Annotated in this window: 22 protein-coding genes; 13 read left to right on the top strand and 9 right to left on the bottom strand. The window is 71.8% G+C overall.

Translation table 11 applies throughout. The features are described 5' to 3' along the window. Position 1 precedes the first annotated feature (1 nt). From R2B38_RS10495 to R2B38_RS10465, 7 genes are all read left to right on the top strand, one after another. Complete coding sequence (locus tag R2B38_RS10495) at positions 2-889, top strand: hypothetical protein (RefSeq protein ID WP_318015989.1); 888 nt, start codon at positions 2-4, stop codon at positions 887-889. A gap of 140 nt (positions 890-1029) precedes the next feature. Further along, positions 1030-1485, top strand: a complete 456-nt coding sequence (locus tag R2B38_RS10490; RefSeq protein WP_318015988.1) for a hypothetical protein — start codon at positions 1030-1032, stop codon at positions 1483-1485. A gap of 323 nt (positions 1486-1808) precedes the next feature. After that, complete coding sequence (locus tag R2B38_RS10485) at positions 1809-3581, top strand: helix-turn-helix transcriptional regulator (protein ID WP_318015987.1); 1773 nt, start codon at positions 1809-1811, stop codon at positions 3579-3581. 561 nt (positions 3582-4142) lie between these two features. Beyond that, positions 4143-7100 carry a nitrate- and nitrite sensing domain-containing protein gene (locus R2B38_RS10480; RefSeq protein ID WP_318015986.1) on the top strand — a complete coding sequence of 986 codons (2958 nt, stop codon included), beginning with the start codon at positions 4143-4145 and terminating at the stop codon, positions 7098-7100. After that, on the top strand, positions 7097-7534 hold the full coding sequence (locus R2B38_RS10475) for a roadblock/LC7 domain-containing protein (protein ID WP_033281933.1): 438 nt from the start codon (positions 7097-7099) through the stop codon (positions 7532-7534). The genes R2B38_RS10480 and R2B38_RS10475 overlap by 4 nt, the downstream gene beginning before the upstream one ends. Further along, positions 7531-7905: a DUF742 domain-containing protein gene (locus R2B38_RS10470; protein ID WP_318015985.1), complete on the top strand. Its 375-nt coding sequence runs from the start codon at positions 7531-7533 to the stop codon at positions 7903-7905. The genes R2B38_RS10475 and R2B38_RS10470 overlap by 4 nt, the downstream gene beginning before the upstream one ends. After that, the gene (locus tag R2B38_RS10465) at positions 7886-8503 is read left to right on the top strand and encodes a GTP-binding protein (RefSeq protein WP_318015984.1); all 618 of its coding nucleotides are present in this window, start codon (positions 7886-7888) and stop codon (positions 8501-8503) included. The genes R2B38_RS10470 and R2B38_RS10465 overlap by 20 nt, the downstream gene beginning before the upstream one ends. Positions 8504-8531: 28 nt before the next feature. Here the strand turns inward: R2B38_RS10465 and R2B38_RS10460 are convergent, their stop codons facing one another. The 5 genes from R2B38_RS10460 to R2B38_RS10440 all read right to left on the bottom strand — a co-directional run bounded on the left by R2B38_RS10460 (position 8532) and on the right by R2B38_RS10440 (position 12944). Then, positions 8532-9197, bottom strand: a complete 666-nt coding sequence (locus R2B38_RS10460; RefSeq protein WP_318015983.1) for a DUF4232 domain-containing protein — start codon at positions 9195-9197, stop codon at positions 8532-8534. A gap of 115 nt (positions 9198-9312) precedes the next feature. Continuing rightward, a complete protein-coding gene (locus tag R2B38_RS10455) occupies positions 9313-10191 on the bottom strand; it encodes an NAD(P)-dependent oxidoreductase (protein WP_318015982.1) in 879 nt (292 codons plus the stop codon). 298 nt (positions 10192-10489) lie between these two features. Beyond that, complete coding sequence (locus R2B38_RS10450) at positions 10490-11905, bottom strand: DUF3616 domain-containing protein (RefSeq protein ID WP_411978435.1); 1416 nt, start codon at positions 11903-11905, stop codon at positions 10490-10492. Between the two features lie 37 nt (positions 11906-11942). Then, positions 11943-12335 (bottom strand): MazG-like family protein, encoded by a 393-nt coding sequence (locus R2B38_RS10445; protein ID WP_318015981.1) that lies wholly within the window; start codon positions 12333-12335, stop codon positions 11943-11945. Positions 12336-12398: 63 nt separating this feature from the next. Continuing rightward, the gene (locus R2B38_RS10440) at positions 12399-12944 is read right to left on the bottom strand and encodes a DoxX family membrane protein (RefSeq protein ID WP_318015980.1); all 546 of its coding nucleotides are present in this window, start codon (positions 12942-12944) and stop codon (positions 12399-12401) included. A gap of 122 nt (positions 12945-13066) precedes the next feature. Between R2B38_RS10440 and R2B38_RS10435 the strand changes: the two genes are divergently transcribed. Both R2B38_RS10435 and R2B38_RS10430 read left to right on the top strand, forming a co-directional pair. Further along, positions 13067-13393 carry a nuclear transport factor 2 family protein gene (locus R2B38_RS10435; RefSeq protein WP_318015979.1) on the top strand — a complete coding sequence of 109 codons (327 nt, stop codon included), beginning with the start codon at positions 13067-13069 and terminating at the stop codon, positions 13391-13393. A 54-nt stretch (positions 13394-13447) separates the two neighbouring features. Further along, a complete protein-coding gene (locus tag R2B38_RS10430) occupies positions 13448-14443 on the top strand; it encodes an aldo/keto reductase (protein WP_318015978.1) in 996 nt (331 codons plus the stop codon). Between the two features lie 396 nt (positions 14444-14839). On the opposite strand, the gene R2B38_RS10425 is transcribed toward R2B38_RS10430, so the two are convergent. Next, positions 14840-15577 carry an ABC transporter ATP-binding protein gene (locus tag R2B38_RS10425; RefSeq protein WP_318015977.1) on the bottom strand — a complete coding sequence of 246 codons (738 nt, stop codon included), beginning with the start codon at positions 15575-15577 and terminating at the stop codon, positions 14840-14842. Between the two features lie 153 nt (positions 15578-15730). Beyond that, positions 15731-17221 carry an ABC transporter permease gene (locus R2B38_RS10420; RefSeq protein WP_318015976.1) on the bottom strand — a complete coding sequence of 497 codons (1491 nt, stop codon included), beginning with the start codon at positions 17219-17221 and terminating at the stop codon, positions 15731-15733. 286 nt (positions 17222-17507) lie between these two features. Between R2B38_RS10420 and R2B38_RS10415 the strand changes: the two genes are divergently transcribed. Beyond that, positions 17508-18683, top strand: a complete 1176-nt coding sequence (locus R2B38_RS10415; protein ID WP_318015975.1) for a D-alanyl-D-alanine carboxypeptidase — start codon at positions 17508-17510, stop codon at positions 18681-18683. Between the two features lie 242 nt (positions 18684-18925). Here R2B38_RS10415 and R2B38_RS10410 read toward each other — a convergent pair whose 3' ends face one another. Then, positions 18926-19687: an SDR family oxidoreductase gene (locus R2B38_RS10410; protein ID WP_318015974.1), complete on the bottom strand. Its 762-nt coding sequence runs from the start codon at positions 19685-19687 to the stop codon at positions 18926-18928. 16 nt (positions 19688-19703) lie between these two features. After that, positions 19704-20702, bottom strand: coding sequence for a Gfo/Idh/MocA family oxidoreductase (locus tag R2B38_RS10405; protein ID WP_318015973.1), 999 nt, complete (start codon positions 20700-20702; stop codon positions 19704-19706). A gap of 87 nt (positions 20703-20789) precedes the next feature. Here R2B38_RS10405 and R2B38_RS10400 point away from each other — a divergent pair, with 87 nt between their 5' ends. The 3 genes from R2B38_RS10400 (at position 20790) to R2B38_RS10390 (ending at position 24487) form a co-directional block, all read left to right on the top strand. Continuing rightward, on the top strand, positions 20790-22085 hold the full coding sequence (locus R2B38_RS10400; protein ID WP_318015972.1) for a multidrug effflux MFS transporter: 1296 nt from the start codon (positions 20790-20792) through the stop codon (positions 22083-22085). Next, entirely contained in the window at positions 22037-23209 is a 1173-nt protein-coding gene (locus tag R2B38_RS10395) for a serine hydrolase domain-containing protein (RefSeq protein ID WP_318015971.1), read from the top strand. Before R2B38_RS10400 ends, R2B38_RS10395 begins: the two co-directional genes overlap by 49 nt. A gap of 279 nt (positions 23210-23488) precedes the next feature. Continuing rightward, positions 23489-24487 carry a small ribosomal subunit Rsm22 family protein gene (locus R2B38_RS10390; RefSeq protein ID WP_318015970.1) on the top strand — a complete coding sequence of 333 codons (999 nt, stop codon included), beginning with the start codon at positions 23489-23491 and terminating at the stop codon, positions 24485-24487. Positions 24488-24637 lie beyond the last annotated feature (150 nt).

Raw genomic sequence — 24637 nt, 5'->3', positions numbered from 1 at the left:
CATGCACCGCTGGACCTTGGCCCTGCTGACCGCCGGTCTGCTGGCGACGACGGCCACCGGATGCGCGGGCACCACGACCACCCCCGGAACGTCCGCGAGCAGCACGCCCCGAACCACAAACAGCGCGGCGGAGACGCTGCGGCTCGCGGAGCAGCTCCTCATCAAGACGTGCATGGAGAAGGAGGGACACAAGTACTGGATCGAGCCGCCCCGCCCCCAGGACGTCTCGACCCGGTTCCCCTACGTCGTGGACGACCCGGCCTGGGCCAGTGCCCACGGCTACGGCACCGATCTGCGGCGCGAGCGGGAGCGCCAGGTCCGGAGCGACCCCAACCAGCGGTACTTCCACTCGGTGCCGGCCGAGGCCAGAGCCGTCCTGGTGAGCGACCTCAACGGGGCGCGGCCGCAAGGACTTTCGGCCCGGCTCCCGAACGGCCTGCGGGTCACCCACAGCGACCAGGGCTGCCAGGCCACCGCCGAACGGCAGTTGTACGGCGACCTCCAGGCCTGGTTCCGGGCCACCCGGGTCACCGACAGCCTGGCCGGCACGCGCGTCGGCCTCGTGACGGGCGACAAGCGGTACAAGGCGGCCGTCAAGGTGTGGGCACGCTGCATGCGCGAGCGGACGTACACCTACGCGGACCCCGCCCGGGCCCGCGCCGCGGCCACCCTGCCGCAGACTCCGTGGCCGCACGACAAGGAGGTACGGCTGGCCTCGGCCGAGGCGGCCTGTGCCGTCTCCAGCGGCCTGAAGTCCGTGGCCGCGTCCCTGGACTCCGAGTACCGGGCCCGGCTCCAGCGCGGCCACCCCCGGGAGACGGCCGACCTCGCCCGCCTCAAGCGCGAGGCACTGCCCCGGGCCCGCGCGATCGTCGCGCAGGACGACTGAGCGCGGCCCGCCCCCCCCACGCACGAAGAACCCACACAGACCACCACGGCCGGCCGTCGAGCCGTGGGCGCATCACCCCACCTCGGGCGCATCACCCGACCGTGGGCGCAACACCCCACCACAACGAAACGAGGGAAACCATGTCCGTCAAGCGCATCCTCACCGTCGCCGCCTCGGCCGCCGCCGTCGCCGCGCTCTTCTCCCCGGTCTCCAGCGCCAGCGCCCTGGACGCGGGCACCCAGAAGACCGCGGCCGCGCAACTCTCCGGGGACGGCTACCTCCACGTCTACACCCAGCCCTACGGCGGCGGCCGCGAGTGCAAGTGGTCCGGCAACTCCGACAACTGGGGCAGCTGCCGCAACCTGACCTCCGACATCTGGAACAACGGCTACGCGGGCGGCTTCGACGCCGTCGACCTGTACACCGCCCCCAACGCCGGCGGCGCGCACGCCTGCATCAGCCAGGGCGACCGCTGGTGGGACACCACGACCGGCAACTACCGCTTCACCTACGGCGCCGGCCTGGACCAGTTCGGCAAGAGCGTCAACAACAACATCTCCTCGCACCGCTGGGTGGACTACTGCAGCCAGGGCTGATCCGGGGTCCGGAGCGCCCCCCGCGCGCCCCGGACCGTGGACCCCCCGTCCCCCGTCGTCGTTCAGCTCCTGAATGCCCCGTGGAACACGGGGGAATGGGCGCCGGATGTGCTGCGGTCGAGTGCCCCCGGCATATCGACCGCAGCACGCGCCTCGGGTTCGTCCGAAGGCATGATCAGTGCGCCCGTTCCCCCATAGGACGCGCCCCCGTGCCCGTAGGCTCCGGCACAGACAGCTTCCCCGGTCATCGGGCCGGTCCGGAGGGGTCGGGTGTTGCCAGCGGGTATTTGGCAACACCGTTCGGGCGGTGTGTCGTTGGGGGGATGGTCATCGAGTACGACGGGTTCGGCGCCGAGTTACGCAGGCGCCGCATCGCGGCAGGCATGTCGCTGAGCGAGCTGGCCGGCAAGGTCTACTGCAGCCGCAGCTTCCTGAGCCGCGTGGAGAACGGGCGCCGCAGGGCGTCCCTGGAGTTGGCCCAGCTGTGCGACGAGGTGCTGGGGGCCAAGGGCGCGCTGGTCGGACTGGCGCCGCTGCCGGGCTCCGACGCCGTACCGAAAGTGGTCCGGGGTGGAGCGGGGGAGAAGGCGTCCGGGGCGCTCAAGTCGCCGCAGAAGGAAGGGCGTTCGGCCGCAGGCCCGGACCGCGCCGAGTTCCGCCGGCTGCTGCGGCGCGGGGACCTCAGCCATACCGCGGGCGAGATGCGCGAGGCCGAACGGCACTACACCGCCGCCTACCGCGGTGCCGAGGGCGACCCGCGCGCGCAGGCCGAGGCCGTGATCCGGATGGCGCGCCGCTGGTCCGACCCCGGGCAGGTCGACCGCGAACTGCTCCAGTCGATCCGGGGCTGCCTGACCGCGCTGGACGGCGACGGCAGCGCGGAGGCCGCGGGACTGCGGCTACGGCTCGAAGCGCACCTCGCGAAGAAGATGGCCCTGGCGGTCAGCCAGGACACCGCGGCGGGACTGGCGGGACCCGCCGAGGGAGCGCGGCTCGCCGAGGAGACGCTGCGCCGATTACCCGACGACGGCGACGACGAGGTGCGCTGCGAGGTCCTCACCGAGTGCCGCTGGGCACGCTACGACTTCATGCCGGCCCCCGAGTCACTGACCCTCTCCGAGCGGTTGCGTGAAGCCGCGGCCCGGCAGGACTCGCCCTACTTCCGCGGCGAGGCCCTCATGGCCGTCGCCATCGACCAGCTCCGCAACGGCAGGATCTTCAGCGCCCTCGCCACCGCGAACCAGTACCGCAAACACGCCGCCGAGACCCAGAGCGCCCTCGCCCTGTGGCAGCGGCACACCCTCGACGCCCTGCTCGACCTGTGGCACGGCCGGTTCGACGCGGCCGCAGAGTGGATCTTCGTGGAGTCGCTGAAGTTCATCGAACTGCTCCGCGCCGACTTCGCCGTCCCCGCGGACAACCTCACCCAGACCCGCCTCGGGCAGGCCTACTGGCTGCTGAGACAGCAGGGCAGACTCGCCGAACTCTTCACCTCCGACCTCGCCGGCGACGTCGAGCGGCACGCCTACTTCCCGGTCTGGCGGGCCGGTCTCGCCCTCGCCCTGTGCGAGACCGGGCAGCACGCCGAGGGCGCGGACCTCTTCCTCGGCTGCGTCGCCGACGTCGACCGCTTCCCGCCGTCGGGCTGGGCCGTCCCCGCGCTCGTCCTGCTCGCGGAGGTCTGCGCGGCGCTGGACCTGGAGGGCGGATTCGAGGCCGAGCTGGCGCCGGTACTGCCCACGCTCCGCGCGCGCCTCGCCCCGCACGACGGCCAGCAGCTCGCCCTGGGCGGCTGGCCCTCGGTCCTCGTCGGCCCGACCGCCCGCGCCTGCGGAGTCCTCGCCCTCGCCGCGGGCGAACCGGGCACCGCCCTCGAACACTTCCGCCAGGCCGCGGTCCCGGCCCGCTCCTCCCAGCCCGAACTCGCCCGCCTCCGCCTGGCCCAGGCCCGCGCGGTACGGCGGGTGGGGGGTCCGGGGAGCGAGCCGAACGCGGTGCGGTTGCTGCGGGAGGCGGCTCGGGGGGCGGAGACGTATGGGATGACGTGGCTGGGGGCGCAGTGCGAGGGGCTGTTGGGGGAGCCGGGGCGTGGGTGAGCCGGGGCCGTTCCGTGCACGGCGCCCGTCCAACGACCCCGGAGGCCGATGGAGTTGGTGTGCTTGGACCGTGTTCATGCTGTGAACTAGGTCACAGCCGCGTCCGCTCCGGACCACTCGCCCCGTAACCGCACTCCCACCCCCGGCACCCCCCGAACCACCCTCTCCCCCTCGCCTCACCCTGGGTAGTCAGCCAAAACGTCTTTGTGGCCGAGGGGTTGGGGGTCAGGGGGTTCGCATTGTCTACGCGCATAGTGTTCCGAGCGGCCTAAACCTGTTGGCCAGGCGGGTTTGTGGGGTCCCTTGACCCGGGTGGGATGGCTCGGTTTCATACCTATCCAACTGCGCGGGGGGCTCGGGCGCCCGTCGTGAAATCCGCAGGGTGTCCTTGGCGTTCCTGGCGTGCCGCGCCGTCAACTCCCCAGTGTGTGCAGGCGTGTTGACGTGTCTGCCGGTCCGTTTCGATACGTCGCGCGCCACCCCGGAAAGGAAAAAGCCGGTGTCGCAGTTCTTCACCGCAGCTCCCCTTCTCTGCCGTGCCGTCGGGTGCCGGTGGGCGAGGTGAGCCGGCATCGGGGTACGGCCGCGCCGGCCGACGCGGGCGCGAGGGCCGGGCGGGGACGCAGCATCCGTGCCTCGCTCATCACGCTGGCGGTGGTTCCGGCGACGGCGATGGTGCTGCTGTGGGCCAGTGGTTCGGCCGCGCTCTTCAATCAGTGGAACGACTCCAACAAGGAAGGGCAGCCGGCGAAGACCACGTACGCCCTGGTGCCGGCGGTCGGCGAGTTCCAGAAGGAACGGCAGCTGACGGTCAGCCTGTTGGCCTCGCACGGCAGCCCCGCCGCCCTGGTGGCGCAGCGGCGCCGGACGGACGCCGTGCTCGCCGGGTTCCGCAAGGCGGACGCCGCCTCCGCCGGAGCCGGATCGGCCCAGTACCAGGCCCAGTTGGCCACCGTACGGAAGCGCCTCACCGGGCTGACAGCCGAACGGACCGCGGTCGACGACGGGAAGACCACCCGGCAACAGGCCTACACCGTCTACTCCGACGCCGTGTCCTCGGCGCTGAACCTCTTCGGGATGCTCAGCACCGACAGCGGCGACGCGGCCACCGCCGCCGACGCCAGTCACGCGCTGGCGTTCCTGCGCGGCGCTGAGGCGCTCTCGCAGGAGGAGGCGATCCTCGACGGGGTCGCCGCGTCACGGAAGTTGAGCGTCCAGGAGCGGTCGGCGCTGGCGGCCGCCCAGGCCGTACGGGTCTCCGTGCTGTCCAACGAGGTCGAGCCGTATCTGTCCGCCGAGCTGGGCGCCGAGCTGGACAGGACCATGGGCGGCCAGGACTGGGCCGCCATGACGGCCTTCGAGAAGACCGTCGCCTCGGCGTCCGCCGGGCACGACGGAACGATCGGCGTGTCCGCCGTCCCGGCCGCCCGCGCCGCAGCCCCGGGACGCGTGTCCGGCGCGGTGCAGGCCGTGGAGGGCCAGTTCCTGCTCAAGGTCACCCAGGACTCCGCGCACCGGACCCACCAGGTGCTCGTCAAGGCGATGCTCGGCAGCGCGCTGGCGTTCGTGGCCGTACTCGCCGTGGGCCTGCTCTCCTGGCGCATCACCCGGTCCCTCATCGGCCGGATGTCCGGGCTGCGCGCGGCGACCCTCGAACTGGCCGAGGAGAAACTGCCCGAACTGATCACCCGGCTGCGCACCCAGGGCAAACGCGCCGAACTCGACGACCTGCCCGAACTCGACTACGGCACCGACGAGTTGGGCAAGGTCGCGGAGGCGTTCAACAGCGCCCAGCGCACCGCCGTGAGCGTCGCGCTGGAGCAGGCCGCGCTGCGGGAGGGGGCACGGCTGGTCTTCCACAACATGTCCCGCCGTATCCAGCTCCTCGTGCACCGCCAGCTCACGGTGATCGACTCCATGGAACGCAAGGAGCAGGACCCTCAACTCCTCTCCGATCTCTACCGCGTCGACCACCTCGCCACCCGGATGCGGCGCAACGCGGAGAGCCTGACCGTGCTGTCCGGCGCGTCCCCCCGGCGCCGCTGGAAGCAGGCGGTGCCGCTCGCTGAGCTGCTGCGCAGCGCGGTGTCCGAGATCGAGGGCTACACCCGGGTCGTGGTCGAACCCCTGCCGCCCATCGCGGTGTTGGGCCCCGCCGTCGGCGACACGATCCACCTCATGGCCGAACTCATCGAGAACGGCGTGACGTTCTCGCCCCCGCACACCGAAGTCCGGGTCCGCGCACTGCCGGTGGCGCAGGGCTACGCCGTCGAGGTGGAGGACCGGGGGCTCGGCCTCTCGGCGGACGAGTACGCGGCGGCCAACGAACTCCTGCACCACCCCAAGGACTTCAGCTTCACCACCCTCGGCGAGGACCCCCGCCTCGGCCTCTTCACCGTCGGCCACCTCGCCCAGCGCCACGGCATCACAGCCAGCCTGCAGGCGTCGTCGTACGGCGGCTCGCTGGCCGTCGTCGTCGTCCCGCACGCCCTCACGGAGTCGGCGGCGGACACGATGCCGCCGACGCTGGACGCCCGGGCGGAGCGGCATCTGGCGTCGGTCGCGGGGTCGTTGCCGGAGTCGGGAACGGGTTCCGGGACGGGTTCAGGGGCGGGTTCGGGCAGTGGCTCGGGCATGGGGATGGGCTCAGGTGTGGGCATGGGCGTGGGCTCAGGTATGGGCCCGGGTGCGGGCTCTGCCGGCGGTACGGCCACCGGGCCGGTCTCCGGTTCGGGGCGCGGCGGGGTGACGGCCGGCGGCATGCCGATGCGCACCCGCACGCGAACCGCGCCCCATGCCCAGCCCCAGCCCGCACCTCACGCCCAGCCCGCCCCTCACGGTCAACCCCAGCTCGCCCCTCACACCCAGTCCGCACCCCACGGTCAACCCCAGCCCGCACCCCACGCCCAGCCCGCCCCCCACGGTCAACCCCAGCTCGCCCCTCACGCCCAGCCCGCCCCCCACGGCCACTCCCAACCCGCCCCCCACACCCAGCCCGCGTCCAACCCGGCCGCACCGATCGCCGAGGCCGCACCCGCCGTTTCGCCCCGCGGAGCCGTGCCCTTCCCGCACCCCCGTGCCGCCGCCGGGTCCGGATCCCCCTCGGACCCCCGCCCGGCCGTCTCGCCCGCAGGCCCCCGCACCGGCGGCCCCGGTTCCAGCCGGCTCCCGCGTCGCGTACGACAGGCCCATCTCGCACCGCAGTTGAGAGAGCGGCCGGACGAGGCGGACGGCGAGCGCGGGGCCGGGCGGGAGGCCGAACGGCGCCCCGAGCAGGCCCGGTCGATGCTGGCCGCGCTGCGGGACGGGACGCGCCGGGCCCGCGAGCAGGAGGACGTGCCCACACCCGCCTGGCCCTCGTCGCTGCGCGGAGACACCCCCTGGCCGAAGTCACCGCGAGGAGACGCCCCCCGCCCCGCGTCCCCGCAAGCGGAAGCCCCCGCGCCCACCTGGAACACGGCCCCGCCCGAGCGCCGTCAGTTGCCCACCCGTCCCCGTCCGACAAGGAACACCCCATGACTGCGCCCAACACCACGCACGGCGGACTGGCCTGGCTGCTGGACAACCTGATCGAGCGGATCCCCGAGACCCTGCACGCCATCGTCCTGTCCGAGGACGGGCTCCTCGTCGGCTCCTCCGAACGGCTCGCGCAGGAGGACGCCGAGCAACTCGCCGCGATCTCCTCGGGAGTTCACTCGCTCGCGCTGGGCACCAGCCGGCACTTCGGCGGCGGGCGCGTGCAGCAGACCGTCATCGAGATGGACGACCTCTTCCTCTTCGTCACCACCGCCGGCGGCGGCGCCCGCCTCGCCGTCCTCGCCACCTCGCAGGTGGACGTCGGCAACGTCGGCTACGAAATGACCATGGTCGTACGGCAGGTGGGCCAGTTCCTCAGCGCGGCCCCGCGGTTCCCGGAGTACAGCGGCGCGCCCTTCGCGGGTGAGCATGAATGAGACATTGGTCCGAGGAAGACCCGTGGGAGGACGAAGACCCCGCGCTGCTCGTCCGCCCGTACACGGTCACCGGCGGCCGCACCCCGACCTTCCACTCCGGTATCGAGCTGATCACCCTGATCAGCACCGTCCGGCCGCCGACCCGCGACCAGCGCCTCCAGCCCGAACAGAACCGGCTGCTCGCGCTCTGCCGTACGCCCACCGCGCTGGTGGAGGTCGCCGCCCGGCTCGATCAACCCGTCGCGGTCATACGGGTGTTGCTCGATGACCTCCTGGACAACGAACTCGTCTCCGTCTCCCCGCCCGCCGCGGCCGGTACCCCCGACGCCCGTTTCCTCCAGGCAGTGATCGATGGCATACGCAGAATCTGACCGCCGCGCCACCACCGTCGCGCCCAACGCCGCCACCGCCAAGATCCTGGTCGCGGGCGGCTTCGGCGTCGGCAAGACCACGCTCGTCGGAGCGATCAGCGAGACCACGCCCCTGCGCACCGAGGAACTCATCACCGAGGCCAGCGTCGGCGTGGACAACCTCGCCGGGGTCGAGCAGAAGACCACGACGACGGTCGCCATGGACTTCGGCCGGATCACGCTCAGTTCGGCCCTCGTGGTCTACCTCTTCGGCGCCCCCGGCCAGGACCGCTTCTGGTTCATGTGGGACGACCTCTCCCGCGGCGCGCTCGGCGCGGTCGTCCTCGCCGACACCCGGCGCCTGGAGAACTGCTTCCCCTCCGTCGACTTCTTCGAGCACCGCGGCATCCCCTTCGCCGTGGGCGTCAACTGCTTCAACGGCCGCTGCGAGGAGGACCCCGAGGAGATCCGCGCCGCCCTCGACCTCGCCCCCGACATCCCCCTCGTCCTGTGCGACGCCCGCGACAAGGAGTCGGTGAAGACGGTGCTGCTCGCCCTCCTCGAACACGTCATGCGGGGGCTGGCGGCGGAGGCGTCGGGCGACCGCCAGCCGGTGTAGCTGCCGTACAGACCGTGTGGCCCTACGGTCATGAAGGCTTCGTCGCCGACACGGCCGTCGCGGTCAGCGTGCCGTCGCACTCCGCGAACTGGCCGTCGTCCAGGGCGACTTGGTGAGCTCCCGCACCCGGCAGCCCGATCACCATCGTCGGGTAGATCACCGGAGCCGAACCGGACTCGCAGTAGCCGTCGCCCTCACCCTGCACCTGCACGAAGGTCAGCTTCAGCCAGGCCTGGGCGCCGGGGGCGAGCCTGACGGGGGAGGCGGTACCGACGGGGGTGACCTGGAGGGGGACGTTGAGCTCCGGGGAACCGTTCGCGGCTCCGGCGACGGTGGGGTGCCCCTGGAGGACGCAGGCCTTGCCGCCGGTGTTGGTGAACCGGACGATCGCCGCGCCGGTCCCGGTGCCGGAAGGGCGGTCGGCGGCTTGGTAGGCGCTGGCCTTCAGGGCGGCTGCCGCGCAGGCCTTGACCGCGGTTCCGGTGGAGCCGGACGACCCCGTGGACCCGGACGACCCCGTGGACCCGGACGACCCCGTGGACCCGGAGGAGATGGGGGAGGCGGTCGCGGTCGGCGCGTCCGACGACCCGTCGGCCCCGCTCGCGGCGTCGCCCGGCTGACACGCCGTCATCACCATCGCCGCCGACAACGCGGCCACCGCCAGCACGGCCCTACGGATGCTGTTGTTCTCCATGACGTCCCCCGAACTGGTTGTGCACGGGCCGGACTTCGCCGGCGCTCGCGGAGGGAGACAGGTCCGCCGCACCCGGAGTTCCGCCCGCGCACCACCTGTGACGCAACGGTGACGCTCAGTCGAAGCTGGCGAAATAGGCCGCCGCCATGTCCTCGTCGCCATGCCCCTGCGCCGCCGCCCGCGCGAACCGTTCCGCCCCCGCTGCCGCCACATCCAGCCGTACGCCGTTCGCCGCGCCCGCCTGCACGATCAGCCGGGCGTCCTTCTCCGCCGTGGTGACCGCGAAACTCGCCGGAGTCAGCTGGTCGTTGAGGATGGCCGCCGACTTGGCGTGCAGATACCCCATGTCGAGGGGACCGCCGGCGATGAGGCCGAGGAAGTCCTGCGGGTCCACGCCCAGACCCTTGGCCAACGCAAGCGCCTCGCCCGCCGCGTTCGTCACCGCGAGCACCCAGCTGTTGGCGACCAGCTTCAGCCGGGTCGCCGTGGCCGCCGCGCCCTCCTCGCCGACCCACATCGTGCGGGCGCCGACCGCGTCGAAGACCGGGGTGACCGTCGCGCGGCCGGACTCCGGGCCCGCCGCCAGGACCGTGAGCTGACCGGCCTCGGCGGGCTGGCGGGTGCCGAGGACGGGGGCGTCGTAGAAGACGAGGTCGTGCCGGGCCGCGAACTCGGCCAGTTCGCCGACCGATTCGAGGCTCGACGTCGTCGACTGGATCCACGCGGCGCCGGGACGCAGGACGGGCGCGGCCTCGCGCATCACGTCGAGCACGGCGTCGCCGTCGTAGAGCATCGTGAGGATGACGTCCGCGTCGCGCACGGCGTCCGCCACCGTGTCGCGGACGTGCGCGCCGTCGGCGGACAGGGGCTCGGCCTTGGCGCGGGTGCGGTTCCAGGCGTGCACGGTGTGACCGGCCCGGGCGAGGTTGCGGGCCATCGCGGCGCCCATGATGCCGGTGCCCAGGACGCCTACGGTGAGCTTCTCGGTGGTCATGACTCGGCTTTCGTCCTCGACGGTGTTGTCGAGGACCAGGGTGCCAGGGTGACGCGCACCCGGCCTCCCGGCGGGGGGCGCGCCGTCCGTCAACCCGTGATCGCGAACCGGGCGGGTCCGAGGCTGAGGGCCCGTGACCGCCACCCCGCTGCCCCGTCGCCTCGTCGTCAACGCGTGGCCGCCGGCCCGACGGCCCCGGACCGCCGCCCGTCGACCCGTGGCCGCAGGCCCGTCAGCCGGTGACCGCAGGTCCGTCAGTCCGTGGCCGCAGGTCGCTCGATCCGTGATCGCGGAGCCGTCAGCCCGTGACCGTGAACCAGGTCGAGCGGGACTTCTGCCACTCCGCGTGGGTGAGGTCCTTCGCCTCGGTGCCGTCGCCGTACAGGTCGGCCGCGCCGTCGTCGGTGATCAGTTGGGCGCGGGCGCCCGCGGCCGTCAGGTCGGGTACGTCGACGACCGCCTCCCAGGCGCCGGGGTCGGTCGTCGGCAGGTCGCGCAGCTTGACCGGCCGGTCGGACGCGTTGCCGGTCCAGGAGTAGAGGGCGTACGGGTCGGAGTTGTCGTCGGCGGCCCAGGAACCGGCGACGATCAGGTACTGGTTCGCCGCGTTCTTGCGGATGTCGCGCACCGAGAGGCCGCCGAGGTCCAGCTCGATCGGCGTGCCGAAGGTCGCCGCCGTGCCGTTCGCCACCACCTTGTCGATGTTGGTGACCGGCACGAGCAGGGCCTTGCCGCCTGCCACCGCCGGGGCGAGCGGCGCGCGGAAACCGAGATACGCCGTGGTCGTCGAACCCGGTGCGAACTCCAGGCCCTCCACGTTGAACCCGTTGATCTCCTTGGGCACTTGACCGTCCGCCGTGCCCGCCGCGAAGCCGTAGCGGTTGCCGTTCGCCTTGTCCCACGCCACCAGGTTGTCGCGCAGCTTGCCGTACGAACTGCCGTAGGAGAGAGAAGTGTCGGCACCCGTGCCGGTCACCTTCGTGGTGAAGACCGTGTTCCGGGCCGACTTGTACTCGCCGTCCTTGTTGTTGCCCAGCGAGCCGGTCCAGTAGATCGTGTCGCCGACGCGGGCCGCGCCCTCGATGTCGATCTCCTTGGAGACGTCGATGTCGTCGCTGAAGTCCCAGGTCTTCACGGGCGCGCCGGACGCCGAACGGTCGTACAGGCGAAGGACGTTGGACTCGTCGTCCGCCACGACGACATAGCCGCCGCCCACGTCGACCGCGGCGGAGGCGTCGCTGGAGCCGGTGAAGTAGCGGGTGTCGGTGGGCTGTTGGACCGATGCCGAAGCCGCGTAGTGCAGGGTCTTCGTGGCCGTCTTGCCGCCCAGGCCCGTGACCTTCACCGTCAAGTCGGTGTAGCCCTGGGCGCTTGCCGCGACGGCGAGTTGGCGGGTGGCGCCGGTGCCGGAGACGGTCACCGCGCTCGTCGGCGCCACGGACGTCTTGCTGCTCTTGCTCGCCGCGACCGTCAACGCGCCGACGTCCGCGCCGCTCTGAGCGACCGTCACCTGGACCGTCGGGTCGCCGACCGCACCCACCGCGCCCGACAGGTACGTGGCCGAGAGGGAGATGGTCGGTGTGCCGTAACTCGCCGCGTGCGCCGGGCTGTTGCCGCCCAGGCTCAGGGCGGCGAGGGCGAGGCAGGTGCCCGCCACGGCGACCGTCCTGCGCCCGCTGGAGAAAACCCCGTCGGAGATTGCGTAGTCCTGCACTGGGACCCCTTCGTCGGCTCGGTGTCGACGAGAAGGTTCAGCGGACTTCACCAACTCCGCGGGGTGTGGGCAGGTCCTGGGGGTGAACACCTGCGGACGGGCCGAGGGAGCGCTCCAGCACCCGGGCCAGGTGACGGGTGAAGACCTCCTGCGTGTCGGGGGTGAGCATGCGCAGCGCCACCAGCGCGGTGATCACGACGTCGCACAGTTCCGCCTGTACGTCGTCCCAGGTGTGGGTGACGCCCTTGCGCTGGTTCTGCCCGGTCGCCCCGATCACCGCCTCGGAGACCTCACCGACCTCCTCGGACAGTTTCAGCAGGCCCAGGAGCAGGCCCTCGCGGCCGCCGACGGGCTGGCCTGCCTCCACCCAGGCGCACAAGTCGTCGATACCGGACCAGAGTTCGGGGGATCGGTCGTTCTGCTCGCTCATGGGCCCAGCCTGCCATCACCGACCCACTCGTCCGTCCCACCCGACCGCCCTGCTCGTCGCTCGTCACTCGTCGAACAACGTCTCCTGCCCGAACTCCGCCGCCTCCCGCACCCGCCTGTTCCGCAGGCCCACCACCACGGCCGTCGCCGCCCCCGTCACCGCGAGCGCCGCCGGGACCATCCAGCCCCGGTTCACCGCGTGGCCCAGCGCGTGGTCCAGGGAGAGGCGGCCCGGGCCCGTGACCGCGAGGCCGGCCGCGGTCAGGGCGAGGGAGGCCGCGTACTCGTAGCCGCCGGCCGCCGCGAAGAAACCGTTGGGCGCGTGCACGGCGGCCGCTCCCGTCATCGCACCGGCCGCCGCCGCGCCCGCCGCCGGGGTCGCCAGACCCAGCGCGAGCAGCGCGCCGCCGCCCGCCTCGGAGAGGCCCGCCAGCACGGCGCTCTGCTTGCCGGGGGAGTACCCCATCGCCTCCATGGCCGCGCCGGTGCCCTCGATCCCGCCCCCGCCGAACCAGCCGAACAGCTTCTGCGCGCCGTGCGCGGCCAGCACGCCGCCGGTACCCAGCCGGAGCAGCAGCAGGCCCAGATCTTCTCGGTCGTAACAGGTCACGGTGACTCCCTGAACAGGCGGCGGGGACGGTCCCTCCACCGTCGCACCCCGGGTGCCCGGCGGGCGGATGCGCGCGGCCGTTCGGGTGGCGGGGCCCCGGGAACGGTGTGAGTCTGACCGGCATGACGATTCAGCCAGCCAAACTCAGCGATCCCGCCGTCCGGGCGTTCGTCAGCGCCGTCAACGCCCACGACCGCGACGCCTTCCTGGCGCTGCTCGCGCCGGGCGCGACGATGGCGGACGACGGTACCGACCGTGACCTCACCGACTGGATCGACCGGGAGATCTTCTCCTCCCACGGCCACATGGAGGTCGACCGGGAGTCGAACGGCGGCCGGGCCCTCGTCGCCAACTACTCCAACGACACCTGGGGCGAGATGCGCACCGCGTGGCGTTTCACGGTCGGCGACGACGGCAGGATCGCCCGCTTCGAGACGGGCCAGGCCTGACCGACGTAAAAACCCTTGCCTTCGTGTGCACTCCAACTCCTAGCGTGCACAGGCATGGAGACCAAGTCGAACATCAGGACTCTCGGCCGCAGCGGTATCGACGTGAGCGCTCTCGGCTTCGGCTGCTGGGCGATCGGCGGTGAGTGGCAGGACGTGAGCGGGCAGCCGCTCGGCTGGGGCAAGGTCGACGACGAGGAGTCCGTACGGGCGGTCCGGCGCGCCCTCGATCTGGGCGTCACGTTCTTCGACACCGCCGACACGTACGGCGCGGGGCACAGTGAACGCGTCCTCGGCCGCGCGCTCGGCAAGCGCCGGGACGACGTGGTCCTCGCCACCAAGTGGGGCAACGTCTTCGACGAGGAGACCCGCACGCTCACCGGCTCCGACGACTCCCCGGAGTACGCCCGCCGCGCGCTCACCGCATCCCTGAAGCGCCTGGACACCGACCACATCGACCTGTACCAACTCCACCTGTCCGACGCGGACTTGGGCCGGGCCGCCCAACTCCGGGACCAGTGCGAGGAGTTCGTACAGGAGGGCCTGATCCGCGCCTACGCCTGGAGCACCGACGACCCGGCCCGCGCCGCCGTCTTCGCCGAGGGGGAGCACTGCGCGGCCGTACAGCACGCGGCGAACGTGTTGCAGGACGCCCCCGAAATGTTCGCCCTGTGCGAGGAGTTGGGCCTGGCCAGCATCAACCGCAGCCCGCTCGCCATGGGCCTGCTCACCGGAAAGCAGGCGCCGGGACGGGAGTTGGAGGCCGGCGACATCCGCAACACGCCCCCGGCGTGGATGCAGGGCTTCAAGCAGGGCGCGGGCGCCGACGAGGACTACGTCGCCCGCGTCGAAGCCCTCCGCGAGATCCTCACCTCCGAGGGCCGCACCCCGGCCCAGGGCGCCCTCGCCTGGCTCTGGGCCCGCAGCCCCCGCACCGTCCCGATCCCCGGCTTCCGCTCGGTCACCCAGGCCGAACAGAACGCGGGCGCGATCGCCAAGGGACCGCTCACCGCCGGGCAGTTGGCGGAGATCGACCTGGTGCTGGGGCGATGAGTGGCCGACGGGGCCGCCTCAGGGGGCGGTAGTCCTGGGCGGTGGACCCGCGTAGCCCCCCGGACCAATCCAGATCCTCGGGGCCCGCGCAGCCGCACACGCCGAGCAGAACTCCGACGCGATCGCCAAGGGACCGCTCACCGCCGGGCAGTTGGCGGAGATCGACCTGGTGCTGGGGCGATGAGCGGCCGACGGGGCCGCCTCAGGGGGTGGTAGTCCTGGGCGGTGGACCCGCGTAGCGCCCCGGACCAATCCAGATCCTCGGGGCCCGCGCAGCCGCACACGCCGAGCAGAACTCCGGCGCCATCGCCAAAGGGCCGCTCACCGCCGGGCAGTTGGTCGAGGTCGACCGCGTGCTCGGCAGGTGAACGGCCCCGGCGGGACCGACAGGCGGGCTCAGTAACCCTGGTTGCCGTGTTCCGCGTACTGCTGCTGAGGTGCGAACTGGCCGCCGCCGCGGCCCTGTTCGGTGAGGGTGATCTGGCCGGCCTTGATGGTGGCCAGGCGCGGCGCGCGGCGGGCGATCGACGAGTCGTGGGTGACCATGATGAAGGTCAGCCCGTACTCGTGCCAGAGGCCTTCGAGCAGGCCCATGATGTCGTCGCGGGTGCCCTCGTCGAGGTTGCCGGTGGGCTCGTCGGCGAGGAGCACCTTCGGCTTCTTCACCAGCGCGCGGGCGATCGCGACGCGCTGCTGCTGGCCGCCGGAGAGTTCGGACGGGGCGTGCTTGAGGCGGTCGCCGAGGCCCACCGAGGTCAGCGCCTCGGCCGCCCGCTCACGGCGCTCGGCCGGCTTGACGCCGAGCGGCACCAGGGCCGTCTCGACGTTCTCCTGCGCGGTGAGCGTCGGGATGAGGTTGAAGGACTGGAAGATGATGCCGATCTTCTCGGCCCGCAGCCGGGTCAGCTTGGCCTCGCTGATGGTGGCGAGGTTGACGCCGTCCAGCTCGACACTGCCCTCGGAGGGCCGGTCCAGGCCGCCGATCATCTGCAGCAGCGTCGACTTGCCGCCGCCGGTGGGGCCCTGGATGACGAGCTGGTCGCCGTCCTCGATCGTGAGGTCGACGCCCCGCAGCGCCTCGACCGTCTCCTTGCCCCGCGAGTAGCGCTTGGTCACGCCGGTGAGCTTGTACATGGGATCTCCGTCGATACGTCTGTGAAGAAGAAGAGGGTCGGGGCGCCGCCGCCCGGGGGGAACGGTGGCGGCGCCCCGGTTCAGGGGGTGCGGCGCGGCCGGCGTCGGCGGCGTCACGAGCCGCCTCCGCCGGACCACGCCACCACGGCCGCGCTACGACACGCTGCGCAGCGCGTCCGCCGGACGCATCCGCGACGCACGCCAGCCGCCCATCGCGCCGGCGATCAGTCCGCCGGTGACGGCCAGGCCCACCGCGAGGGCGATCGTGGTCAGCGAGACCGGCGCGTTCAGGGCGATCTCCAGGGTGTTGGAGGTGGCCTGCTGGCCGGGACCGCCCTGGCCGCCGCCACCGGGGCCGCCGCCCATGCCGCCACCGCCGCCGGAGGTGGAGCCGAGCTGCGCGGTCAGCTTGGGGCTGATCGCGGTGACCGTGTAGGCCGCCAGGAGACCGAGCGCGATACCGAGCCCGCCACCGATCAGACCGTTGACCATGGACTCGCCGACGACCTGCCGGGTCACCTTGCGGCTCGGCCAGCCGAGCGCCTTCAGCGTGCCGAACTCACGCACCCGGCGGGACACCGCCGAGGAGGTGAGCAGCGCGGCGACGAGGAACGCGGCGATCAGGACCGCGATCGACAGCCACTTGCCCACGCTGGTCGCGAGGTTGGAGGCGGTGGACAGCGAACCGGAGACGGTGGACGCGAGGTCGGCGGAGGTGGTGACCGTCGTACCCGAGATGTTCTTCTGGATCGTCGTCTTGACGGCCGAGATCTGCTTGGAGTCGGTCGCCTTGACGTAGATCGTGGTGACCTTGTCCTTCGAGTCGCCCAGCGTCTGCGCCTGCTTCAGCGGCACGTACACGTCGATCGTGGACTCGCTGCTGTTGGGCGTCGCGATGCCGATGACCGTGAACTTGGTGCCGGAGATCGAGAAGGTCGAACCGACCTTGTACTTCTTCGACTTGGCGTACGACTTGCTGACGACCGCGACCTTCGCATTGGTCTGCGCGGTCGTGAAGGTCTTGCCGGTGGTGATCTTCGACGTGGACAGCGGGCCGAGCGTCTGGTTGGTGACGTCGATGCCCGCGACCGAGTACGAGTTCACGTTGAAGTTGGCGCCGCCGCCCTGCACCTGGGGCTGCCCGGTGCTGGTGCCGCCGCCCGTGCCGCCGCCGGGGCCGCCCTGCTGCGAACCGGAGGAGGAACCGGACGTGGTGGAGGACTTGGCCTTGCCCTGGGTGAAGGAGCCGTCGACCTTGGTGACGTTCAGGGTGAGCGCGCCGACCGCTGCGGACACGCCCTTCTGCGAGCCGACCTTGGTGACCAGGGAGGACGCGAGGGCCTGACCGCCCTGCGTGTTCACCCGGTCCGAGCTCTGCGAGCTGCTGCTGGAGGAGGTGGCGCCGAACTTGAAGCTGGGACCCTGCGAGCTGCCGGCCTTGGGGGCCGACTGCGCCTTGGTCACGGTCATGTCAGTTCCGAGACCGTAAAGAGACTTGAGGACCTTGTCCTGAGCCTGATTCATGCCGGCCGACACCGAGTTGACGGTGATGACCAGCGCGATACCGAGCGCCAGACCCATCGCGATGACCAGGGCCGCCTTCTTGCGACGGCTCAGCTCGCGCTTGAGATAGATGCCAAACATCCCATTCCCCAAAGGTTCTTGGCGCCCGCTGTGGGCGCGGCCACAAGCTATGGAGGAACCTTTGAGTCGACCTGAGTAAAGGATGTGTCTGGCCTGAGAAAAAGAGGCCCGAAATCAGAATTGCGTCAGACAGCTCATTCCTAAGCTGCCGAGGGCTTCCTGCCAGGAAACCCCTGTTCAATGGCTTGCTGACATGGGCCGTCGAGCACCCTTTCGACGCCTCGCCGAAGATCTCGCGACGGACCCCGCCGTGCACGCCCGCCCTCTCATTTTGTACGGTCCCGGGATGCGCGATTCCTCTCGGCTCACCCGGCGTGCCGCTCTCGGCCTGACCGCCGCCGCTCTTCCTCTGGCGGCGGCGACTCCCGCGTCCGCGGCGACCGCGATAGGCGGTGAGCGGCTGGCCCGCGACGGGATCCAGGCCGGCGACGCCTCCACGCTGCCTAAGAAACTCACCGCCCGCGCGTGGCTGATCGCCGACCACAAGACGGGCGAGGTGCTCGCCTCGTACCGCGCGCACCAGCGGCTCGCGCCCGCCTCCACGCTGAAGATGCTGTTCGCCGACACCGTGCTGGGGAAGTTCGAGCGGACCCGGACCTACCGGGTGACCGACGCCGACCTCGCCGACGTCCCCTCCGGCTCCAGCCTCGTCGGTGTGAAGCCCGGAATCCTGTACAGCGTCCACCAGTTGTGGCAGGGCGTCTTCCTTCGCTCGGGCAACGACGCCGTGCACGTGCTGGCCCACATGAACGGCGGGATCGCCGCGACGGTCGCCGAGATGCAGGCCAAGGCGAAGGACCTCCAGGCCCTGGACACGCACGTGGTGAGCCCGGACGGCTTCGACCACCCCGGGCAGGTCTCCTCGGCGTACGACCTCACGCTCTTCGCCCGGCACGGGCTGCACGACGAGGACTTCAGCGCCTACTGCTCGACCCGGACCGCGAACTTCCCGGCCGGCGGCAAGAAGACCTTCCAGATCCAGAACACCGACCGCCTGCTCAGCGGTTCGTACGGCCTGCGCCCCTACCCGGGCATCATCGGTGTGAAGAACGGCTACACCAGCCACGCGGGCAACACCTTCACCGGCGCCGCCACCCGCGGCGGCCGCACCCTCCTGGTCACCGTGATGCACCCCAAGAACGGCGGCAACGAGGTCTACAAGGAGACCGCCGCGCTCCTCGACTGGGGCTTCGGCAAAGGGAGTTCGGCCCGGGCGGTGGGCACGCTGGTCGAGCCGCTGAGCGAGGGCGGGGCCACCGCGAGCCCGACGCCGTCGGGTGCCAAGGGTGCGCCGGGAGCCTCCGGGAGCTCCGCCTCGTCCTCGTCGGACGGTGCCTCGCCCTGGCCGATGCTGGGCGGTGCGGCGGGTGCGGTCGCGGTGCTCACGGGCGGCGCGTTCGCGCTGCGCCGCCGGCGGGCGGCCGTAGCGGCGGCCAAGTCCCAGGAGCTCGACGGGAGTTGATGTGACGCGACAGCCGCTCCACGGTCCGGTGCGTAACCCGCGGTCCCACGCGGGCTCCACCCCCACCCGGGCCGTGGAACGACTGTCGCCTCTCCCCCCTCGGATTGGCCTGCGGAACCAAGAGCTCCGCCAGTGCGGAACCCTTGTGCTCCAAGTGTGAAGCTTTGATGGAGAGAGTTGAGCATAAGTCAGCAACCGGCCGCAATGGTACGGACGGTCAAATTCCGTTTGTGCAACTTGCCCTAGCCGCGCCCGACATACGGCATCGCGGTCGCCAGCACCGTCGCGAACTGCACGTTCGCCCCCAGCGGCAGCTCCGCCATGTGCCGCACGGTGCGCGCCACATCGGCGACATCCATCACCGGTTCCGGGGTTACCACCCCGTTGGCCTGCAGCGCACCGGTCTCCATCCGCGCCGTCATGTCGGTCGCCGCGTTCCCGATGTCGATCTGCCCGACCGCGATCGAGTACGGCCGCCCGTCCAGCGACAGCGACTTGGTGAGCCCCGTCAGCGCGTGTTTGGTGGCGGTGTAGGCCACGGACTGCGGACGGGGCGTATGGGCGGAAATGGACCCGTTGTTGATGATCCGCCCGCCCTGCGGCACCTGCTCCTTCATCCGCCGGTACGCCGCCTGCGCACACAGGAACGCCCCGTTGAGGTTGGTGTCCACCACATGCCGCCAGGCGTCGTAGGACAGGTCCTCCACCGCCACCCCACCGGGCCCGAAGGTCCCCGCGTTGTTGAACAGCAGGTCCACCCGCCCGAACCGCTCCACGACCGCGTCGAACAGCCCGTCCACGTCCTCCGGCCGCGCGACATCCGTCGCCACGGTGATGGAGGCGCCCTCGGGCACCAGCGCGGCCGTCTCCTCCAGCGGTTCGGCGCGGCGGCCGGCCAGTGCCAACGACCAGCCCGCGCGCAGCAGTTCCACGGCGACCGCGCGCCCGATGCCGGATCCGGCGCCGGTCACCACGGCGATCTTCGACGATTCCTCAGCGTTCATGGCCGCAGCCTACGAGTCACCCCTCCTGCGGGTACCGCACCCCGATCCGCTCCCGCACCGCGTCCAGCGTCCGCATCACCGCGAGGGTCCCCTCCAGCGGCACCAGAGGCGACTCGGTCTCCCCGGCCCGCACCGCCCGCATCACCTCGGACGCCTCGTGGCGCAAGGTGTTGCGCGGCCCGTCCGCCGGGTCGAGCACGAACTCCTCGGGGTCGCGCCCGTCCCGGTGCAGCACGAACCGCTCCGGGTGGAAGAAGCCGTCCGGGATGTCGATCCGCCCCAGCGAACCGGTCACCGACGCCGAGGTCCCCGTACCCCCGACGATCGAGCAGTGCAGCGCGGCCAGCGCTCCGCTGTCCCAGGAGAACAGGGCCGCCGTCTGCAGATCGGCACCCTCGGGCGAGAGCACGGCCGACGCCTTGACGTCGGCGGGCTCACCGAGCAGCAGATGCGCGAACGACACCGGATACACCCCGAGGTCCAGCAGCGCGCCCCCGCCCTGCGCCGGATCACGCAGCCGGTGCGAGGGCGGAAAGGGCCCAGCGAGCCCGAAGTCGGCCTGGATCGTGCGGACTTCACCGATGGCACCATCGTCGACCAGCGACTTCAGCCGCCGTACGAGCGGATTGCAGTACATCCACATGGCCTCCATGAGGAAGCTCCCGTGCTCACCCGCCAGTGCGACAAGTTCCGTCGCCTCGCGGGAGTTCAGGGTGAAGGCCTTCTCGACGAGCACGTTCCGCCCCGCCTCCAGGCAGAGACCGGCGGCCGTGCGGTGCGCCGAGTGCGGGGTTGCGACGTAGACGACATCGATGTCCCCGTCGTTCGCCAGCGCGTCCCAGCCGCCGTAGGCCCGCTCGATCCCGAACCGTTCCGCGAAGGCCTTCGCCGAGGCTTCCGTGCGCGAGGCCACCGCGACCAGGTCGGCGTCCGGCAGATCGACGAGCTCCGCCGCGAACGCGGCCGCGATCCCACCCGTGGCCAGGACTCCCCAGCGCACCCTCTGTTCCGTCATCGCGGCCCCACCCTCGCTCACCAGACCCTCGGCACCCTGTACGAGCTGAGAGCATAGGTGGCGGATCACTCGGAGAGGGAGGGGCACATGCCCGAGCAGGGGGCGCAGACGCCGGCCGTGCCGCAGTCCGCCGTAGCGTCGTCACCGTCATCGCTCAAGGCGACCCGTCGCGCGGGCCTCCTCATGATCCTCGTCCTCGGCGGCCTCACGGCGACCCCGCCGCTGTCGATGGACATGTACCTCCCCGCGCTCCCGGCGGTCACCCGCTCCCTGCACGCCCCCGCCGCGACCGTCCAGCTCACGCTCACCGCCTGCCTCGCGGGCATGGCGCTGGGCCAGCTGGCGGTGGGCCCGATGAGCGACAAGTGGGGCCGCCGACGCCCGCTGCTGACCGGCCTGGCCGTCTACGTCGTCGCGACCGCCCTGTGCGCGATCGCGCCGAACGTCGAGTCCCTGGTCGCCTTCCGCCTGGTCCAGGGCCTGGCGGGCGCGGCCGGAATAGTGATCGCGAGGGCGGTCGTCCGCGACCTGTACGACGGCGTGGCGATGGCCCGCTTCTTCTCCACCCTGATGCTGGTCTCCGGGGTGGCCCCGATCGTCGCGCCGCTGGTGGGCGGCCAGATCCTGCGGGTCACGGACTGGCGGGGTGTGTTCGTGGTCCTGACGTTCGTCGGCATGGCGCTCGCGGTCCTCGTCTGGACCCGCCTCCCCGAGACCCTCGCCCCGGCGGACCGCCACGCGGGCGGCACGGCGGAGGCCCTGCGCGGCATGCGCGCCCTTCTGGCCGACCTCCCCTTCACGGGCTACATGCTCACGGGCGGCTTCTCCTTCGCCGCGTTGTTCGCGTACATCTCGGCGTCTCCTTTCGTCGTCCAGGAGATCTACGGAGCGACCCCGCAGACCTTCAGCCTCCTCTTCGGCATCAACTCGGTGGGCCTGGTGGCAGTGGGCCAGATCAACGGCAAGCTGCTGGTGGGCAGGGTGTCGATGGACAAGGTCCTGGGCGCGGGCCTGGCGGTGGTGGTGCTGGCGGCGACGGCGCTGCTGCTGATGGCGACGGGAGCGTTCGGGGAGGTGGGCCTGGTCCCGGTCGCGGCGGCCCTGTTCGTCCTGATGTCGGCGATGGGCGTGACCCTCCCCAACGCCCAGACCCTGGCGCTGATGCGCACGCGCCACTCGGCGGGTTCGGCTTCCGCCCTGCTGGGCACGTCATCCTTCTTGATAGGTGCGATCGCCTCCCCGCTGGTCGGCATCGCGGGCGAGCACACGGCCGTCCCGATGGCGGTTGTCCAACTGGTGGCCGCACTGGTGGCGGTGGCCTGCTTCGTGGGAATGTGCCGTCCTTGGAACACACGTACGACCGCGGAGGGAGTGGGGAGCTGAGCGCCCCGAGACTGCGCAACGACACCCCGGAAAAGGCCGGCCTCGACCCCGAGGAACTCCGCCACCTGATCCGGCAGGCCCACGACCTCACCACCGGCGACCGTCCCTGGGCGGCGGGCACCGTCGTGGTGGCCGGCCGCGGCCCGGTGATCGCCGTGGAGGAGGCGGCGGGCTGGGCCGTACGGTATTCGGCCTACGACCCGGAGACCGACCGGGGCGTCGAGCTGCCGCCGGCTTCGCGCGTCGCCGCCACGGTCGACACCCCCTTCGACCTGGCTTCCGTGACCAAGCTGTTCACGGCGGTGGCGGCGATGCAGCAGATCGAGCGGGGCACGCTGGGCATCGACGCGAGGGTGGGCGCGTACCTGCCGGACTTCCGGGCCGCGGCCCGCCACGGCATCACCGTCCGCCAGCTCCTCACCCACACCTCGGGCCTGCGCCCCGAACTCCCGCTCTACGACTGTGCCGACGACGCCGAACGCCTGTCGATGCTCCGAACGGAGGCGCCGGTGGGGGAGCCGGGCGAGTACGTCTACTCGGACCTGAACCTCCTCCTGCTCCAGTTCGTCCTGGAACGCGTCAGCGGCCGCACGCTGGACGTCCTCATCCACGACGGCATCACCCGCCCGCTGGGCATGACGTCCACGGACTTCGGCCCGTGCCCCGGCGCGGCGGCGACGGAGGACCAGCGCCGGCCGTGGGCCAAGGTGGACCGGGGCATGCTGCGGGGCGTCGTCCACGACGAGAACGCGTGGGCGCTGGGCGGGGTGGCCGGTCACGCGGGCCTCTTCTCGACGGGGCGCGACCTGGCGATCTTCTGCCGCACGTTGCTGGCGGGGGGTTCCTACGGCCCCGCTCGCATCCTCGGCGCGGATTTCGTGGAGCTGCTGCTGACCCCGCCGGGGCTCGGCTTCGGGGTTGATCAGGCTTGGTTCATGGGGGAGTTGGCGGGGCGGGGGGCCGTGGGGCACACCGGGTTCACGGGGACGTCGGTGGTGCTGGATCCGGCTACGGACACGTTCCTGGTCCTGCTGGCCAACACCGTGCATCCGCGGAGGCGGGGGGCGGACAGTGGGCCTCGGGCGGCTGCGGGGACGAGGGTGGCTCGGGCGGTTCGGGGGTGAGGGGGTAGGGGGTGCGGGGTGGTGCCGGTTGTGTTGTTGGGTGCGGGTCCGGTGGGGGCTGGTCGCGCAGTTCCCCGCGCCCCTTCGAAGGCGGGGCGGTGTTGGAGAGGTGCGGGTGGTGGGGGTTTTGGCTTGTCGAGTTGGCGGGTCGGGCGGCGTTTTTGAGCCGAGCTCCTCCATTGCCCCGTCATGGGTGGTGGGTGGGCACAGGCCTCGGGGGTCTGGGGGCGGAGCCCCCAGGGACGTCGGCATCAGCTCCGGGCAACTTAGAATCGGCGGGTGAACGACCCCGTTGCGCCCGCCGAAACCCTCCGTAATGCTCTAGCCCGGTTGCTCGACGGGCTTCCGCCCAGGCAGGCCTCCGGGGCTGTGGAGCGCCTGATCGCCAATTACCGGGGGGCCACCCCGACCGACGCCCCGATCCTGCGGGACCGCGCGGACGTGGCGGCCTACGCGGCGTACCGGATGCCGGCGACCTTCGAAGCCGTACGTTCCGCACTGGACGCCTTCGCGGACGCCGTACCCGACTGGGCCCCGCAGGGACATGTGGACGTAGGCGGTGGGACCGGCGCCGCCACCTGGGCCGCCGCCGCGACCTGGGACGGCGACCGCCCGGTGACCGTCCTCGACTGGGCCGAGCCCGCACTCGCCCTGGGCAAGGAGATCGCCGCCGCCAACCCGGCACTGGGCAGGGTCAGTTGGCAGCGCGCCCGCATCGGCTCCGCGCTCACCCTCGACCCCACCGACCTCGTCACCGTCTCCTACGTCCTCAACGAACTCACCGCCCCCGACCGCACCGCCCTCGTCGACGCCGCCGCAGCCGCGGCCCAGGCGGTCGTGATCGTCGAGGCAGGCACCCCCGCCGGTTACGCCCGCGTCATCGAGGCCCGGGACAGACTGATCGCCGCCGGTTTCCACATCGCCGCCCCCTGCCCCCACAGCGCCGCCTGCCCGATCACCCCCGGCGAGGACTGGTGCCACTTCTCGGCACGGGTCAGCCGTTCCTCCCTGCACCGCCAGGTCAAGGGCGGCTCCCTGCCGTACGAGGACGAGAAGTTCAGCTACGTGGCCGCCGCCCGCTTCCCCGTCGAACCCGCCCCCGCCCGCGTCGTACGCCGCCCGCAGATCCGCAAGGGCCAGGTACTCCTCGACCTCTGCGAGACCGACGAACAGCTGCGCCGCACGACGGTCACCAAACGCCACGGCGACCAGTACAAGGCGGCACGGAACGTGAGCTGGGGAGACCCCTGGCCAGACCCCTGGCCGGAAAAAGCGTGACACTTCCGCCGAAACTGTCACACGTGTGTCTCGTCCCACCCACCCCGGATACGGGGTCCCGCCTCTCAGGGCGCAGGATGGTGGGACCATAGGGGAAGTTCTCCGCACAACGGCAAGACGGCAAGGCGACAACAGCAGGGCGAGGAGATA

The sequence above is a fragment of the Streptomyces sp. N50 genome, assembly GCF_033335955.1.
Lineage (GTDB): Bacteria > Actinomycetota > Actinomycetes > Streptomycetales > Streptomycetaceae > Streptomyces.
This window is presented reverse-complemented; position numbering and strand designations above follow the sequence as displayed.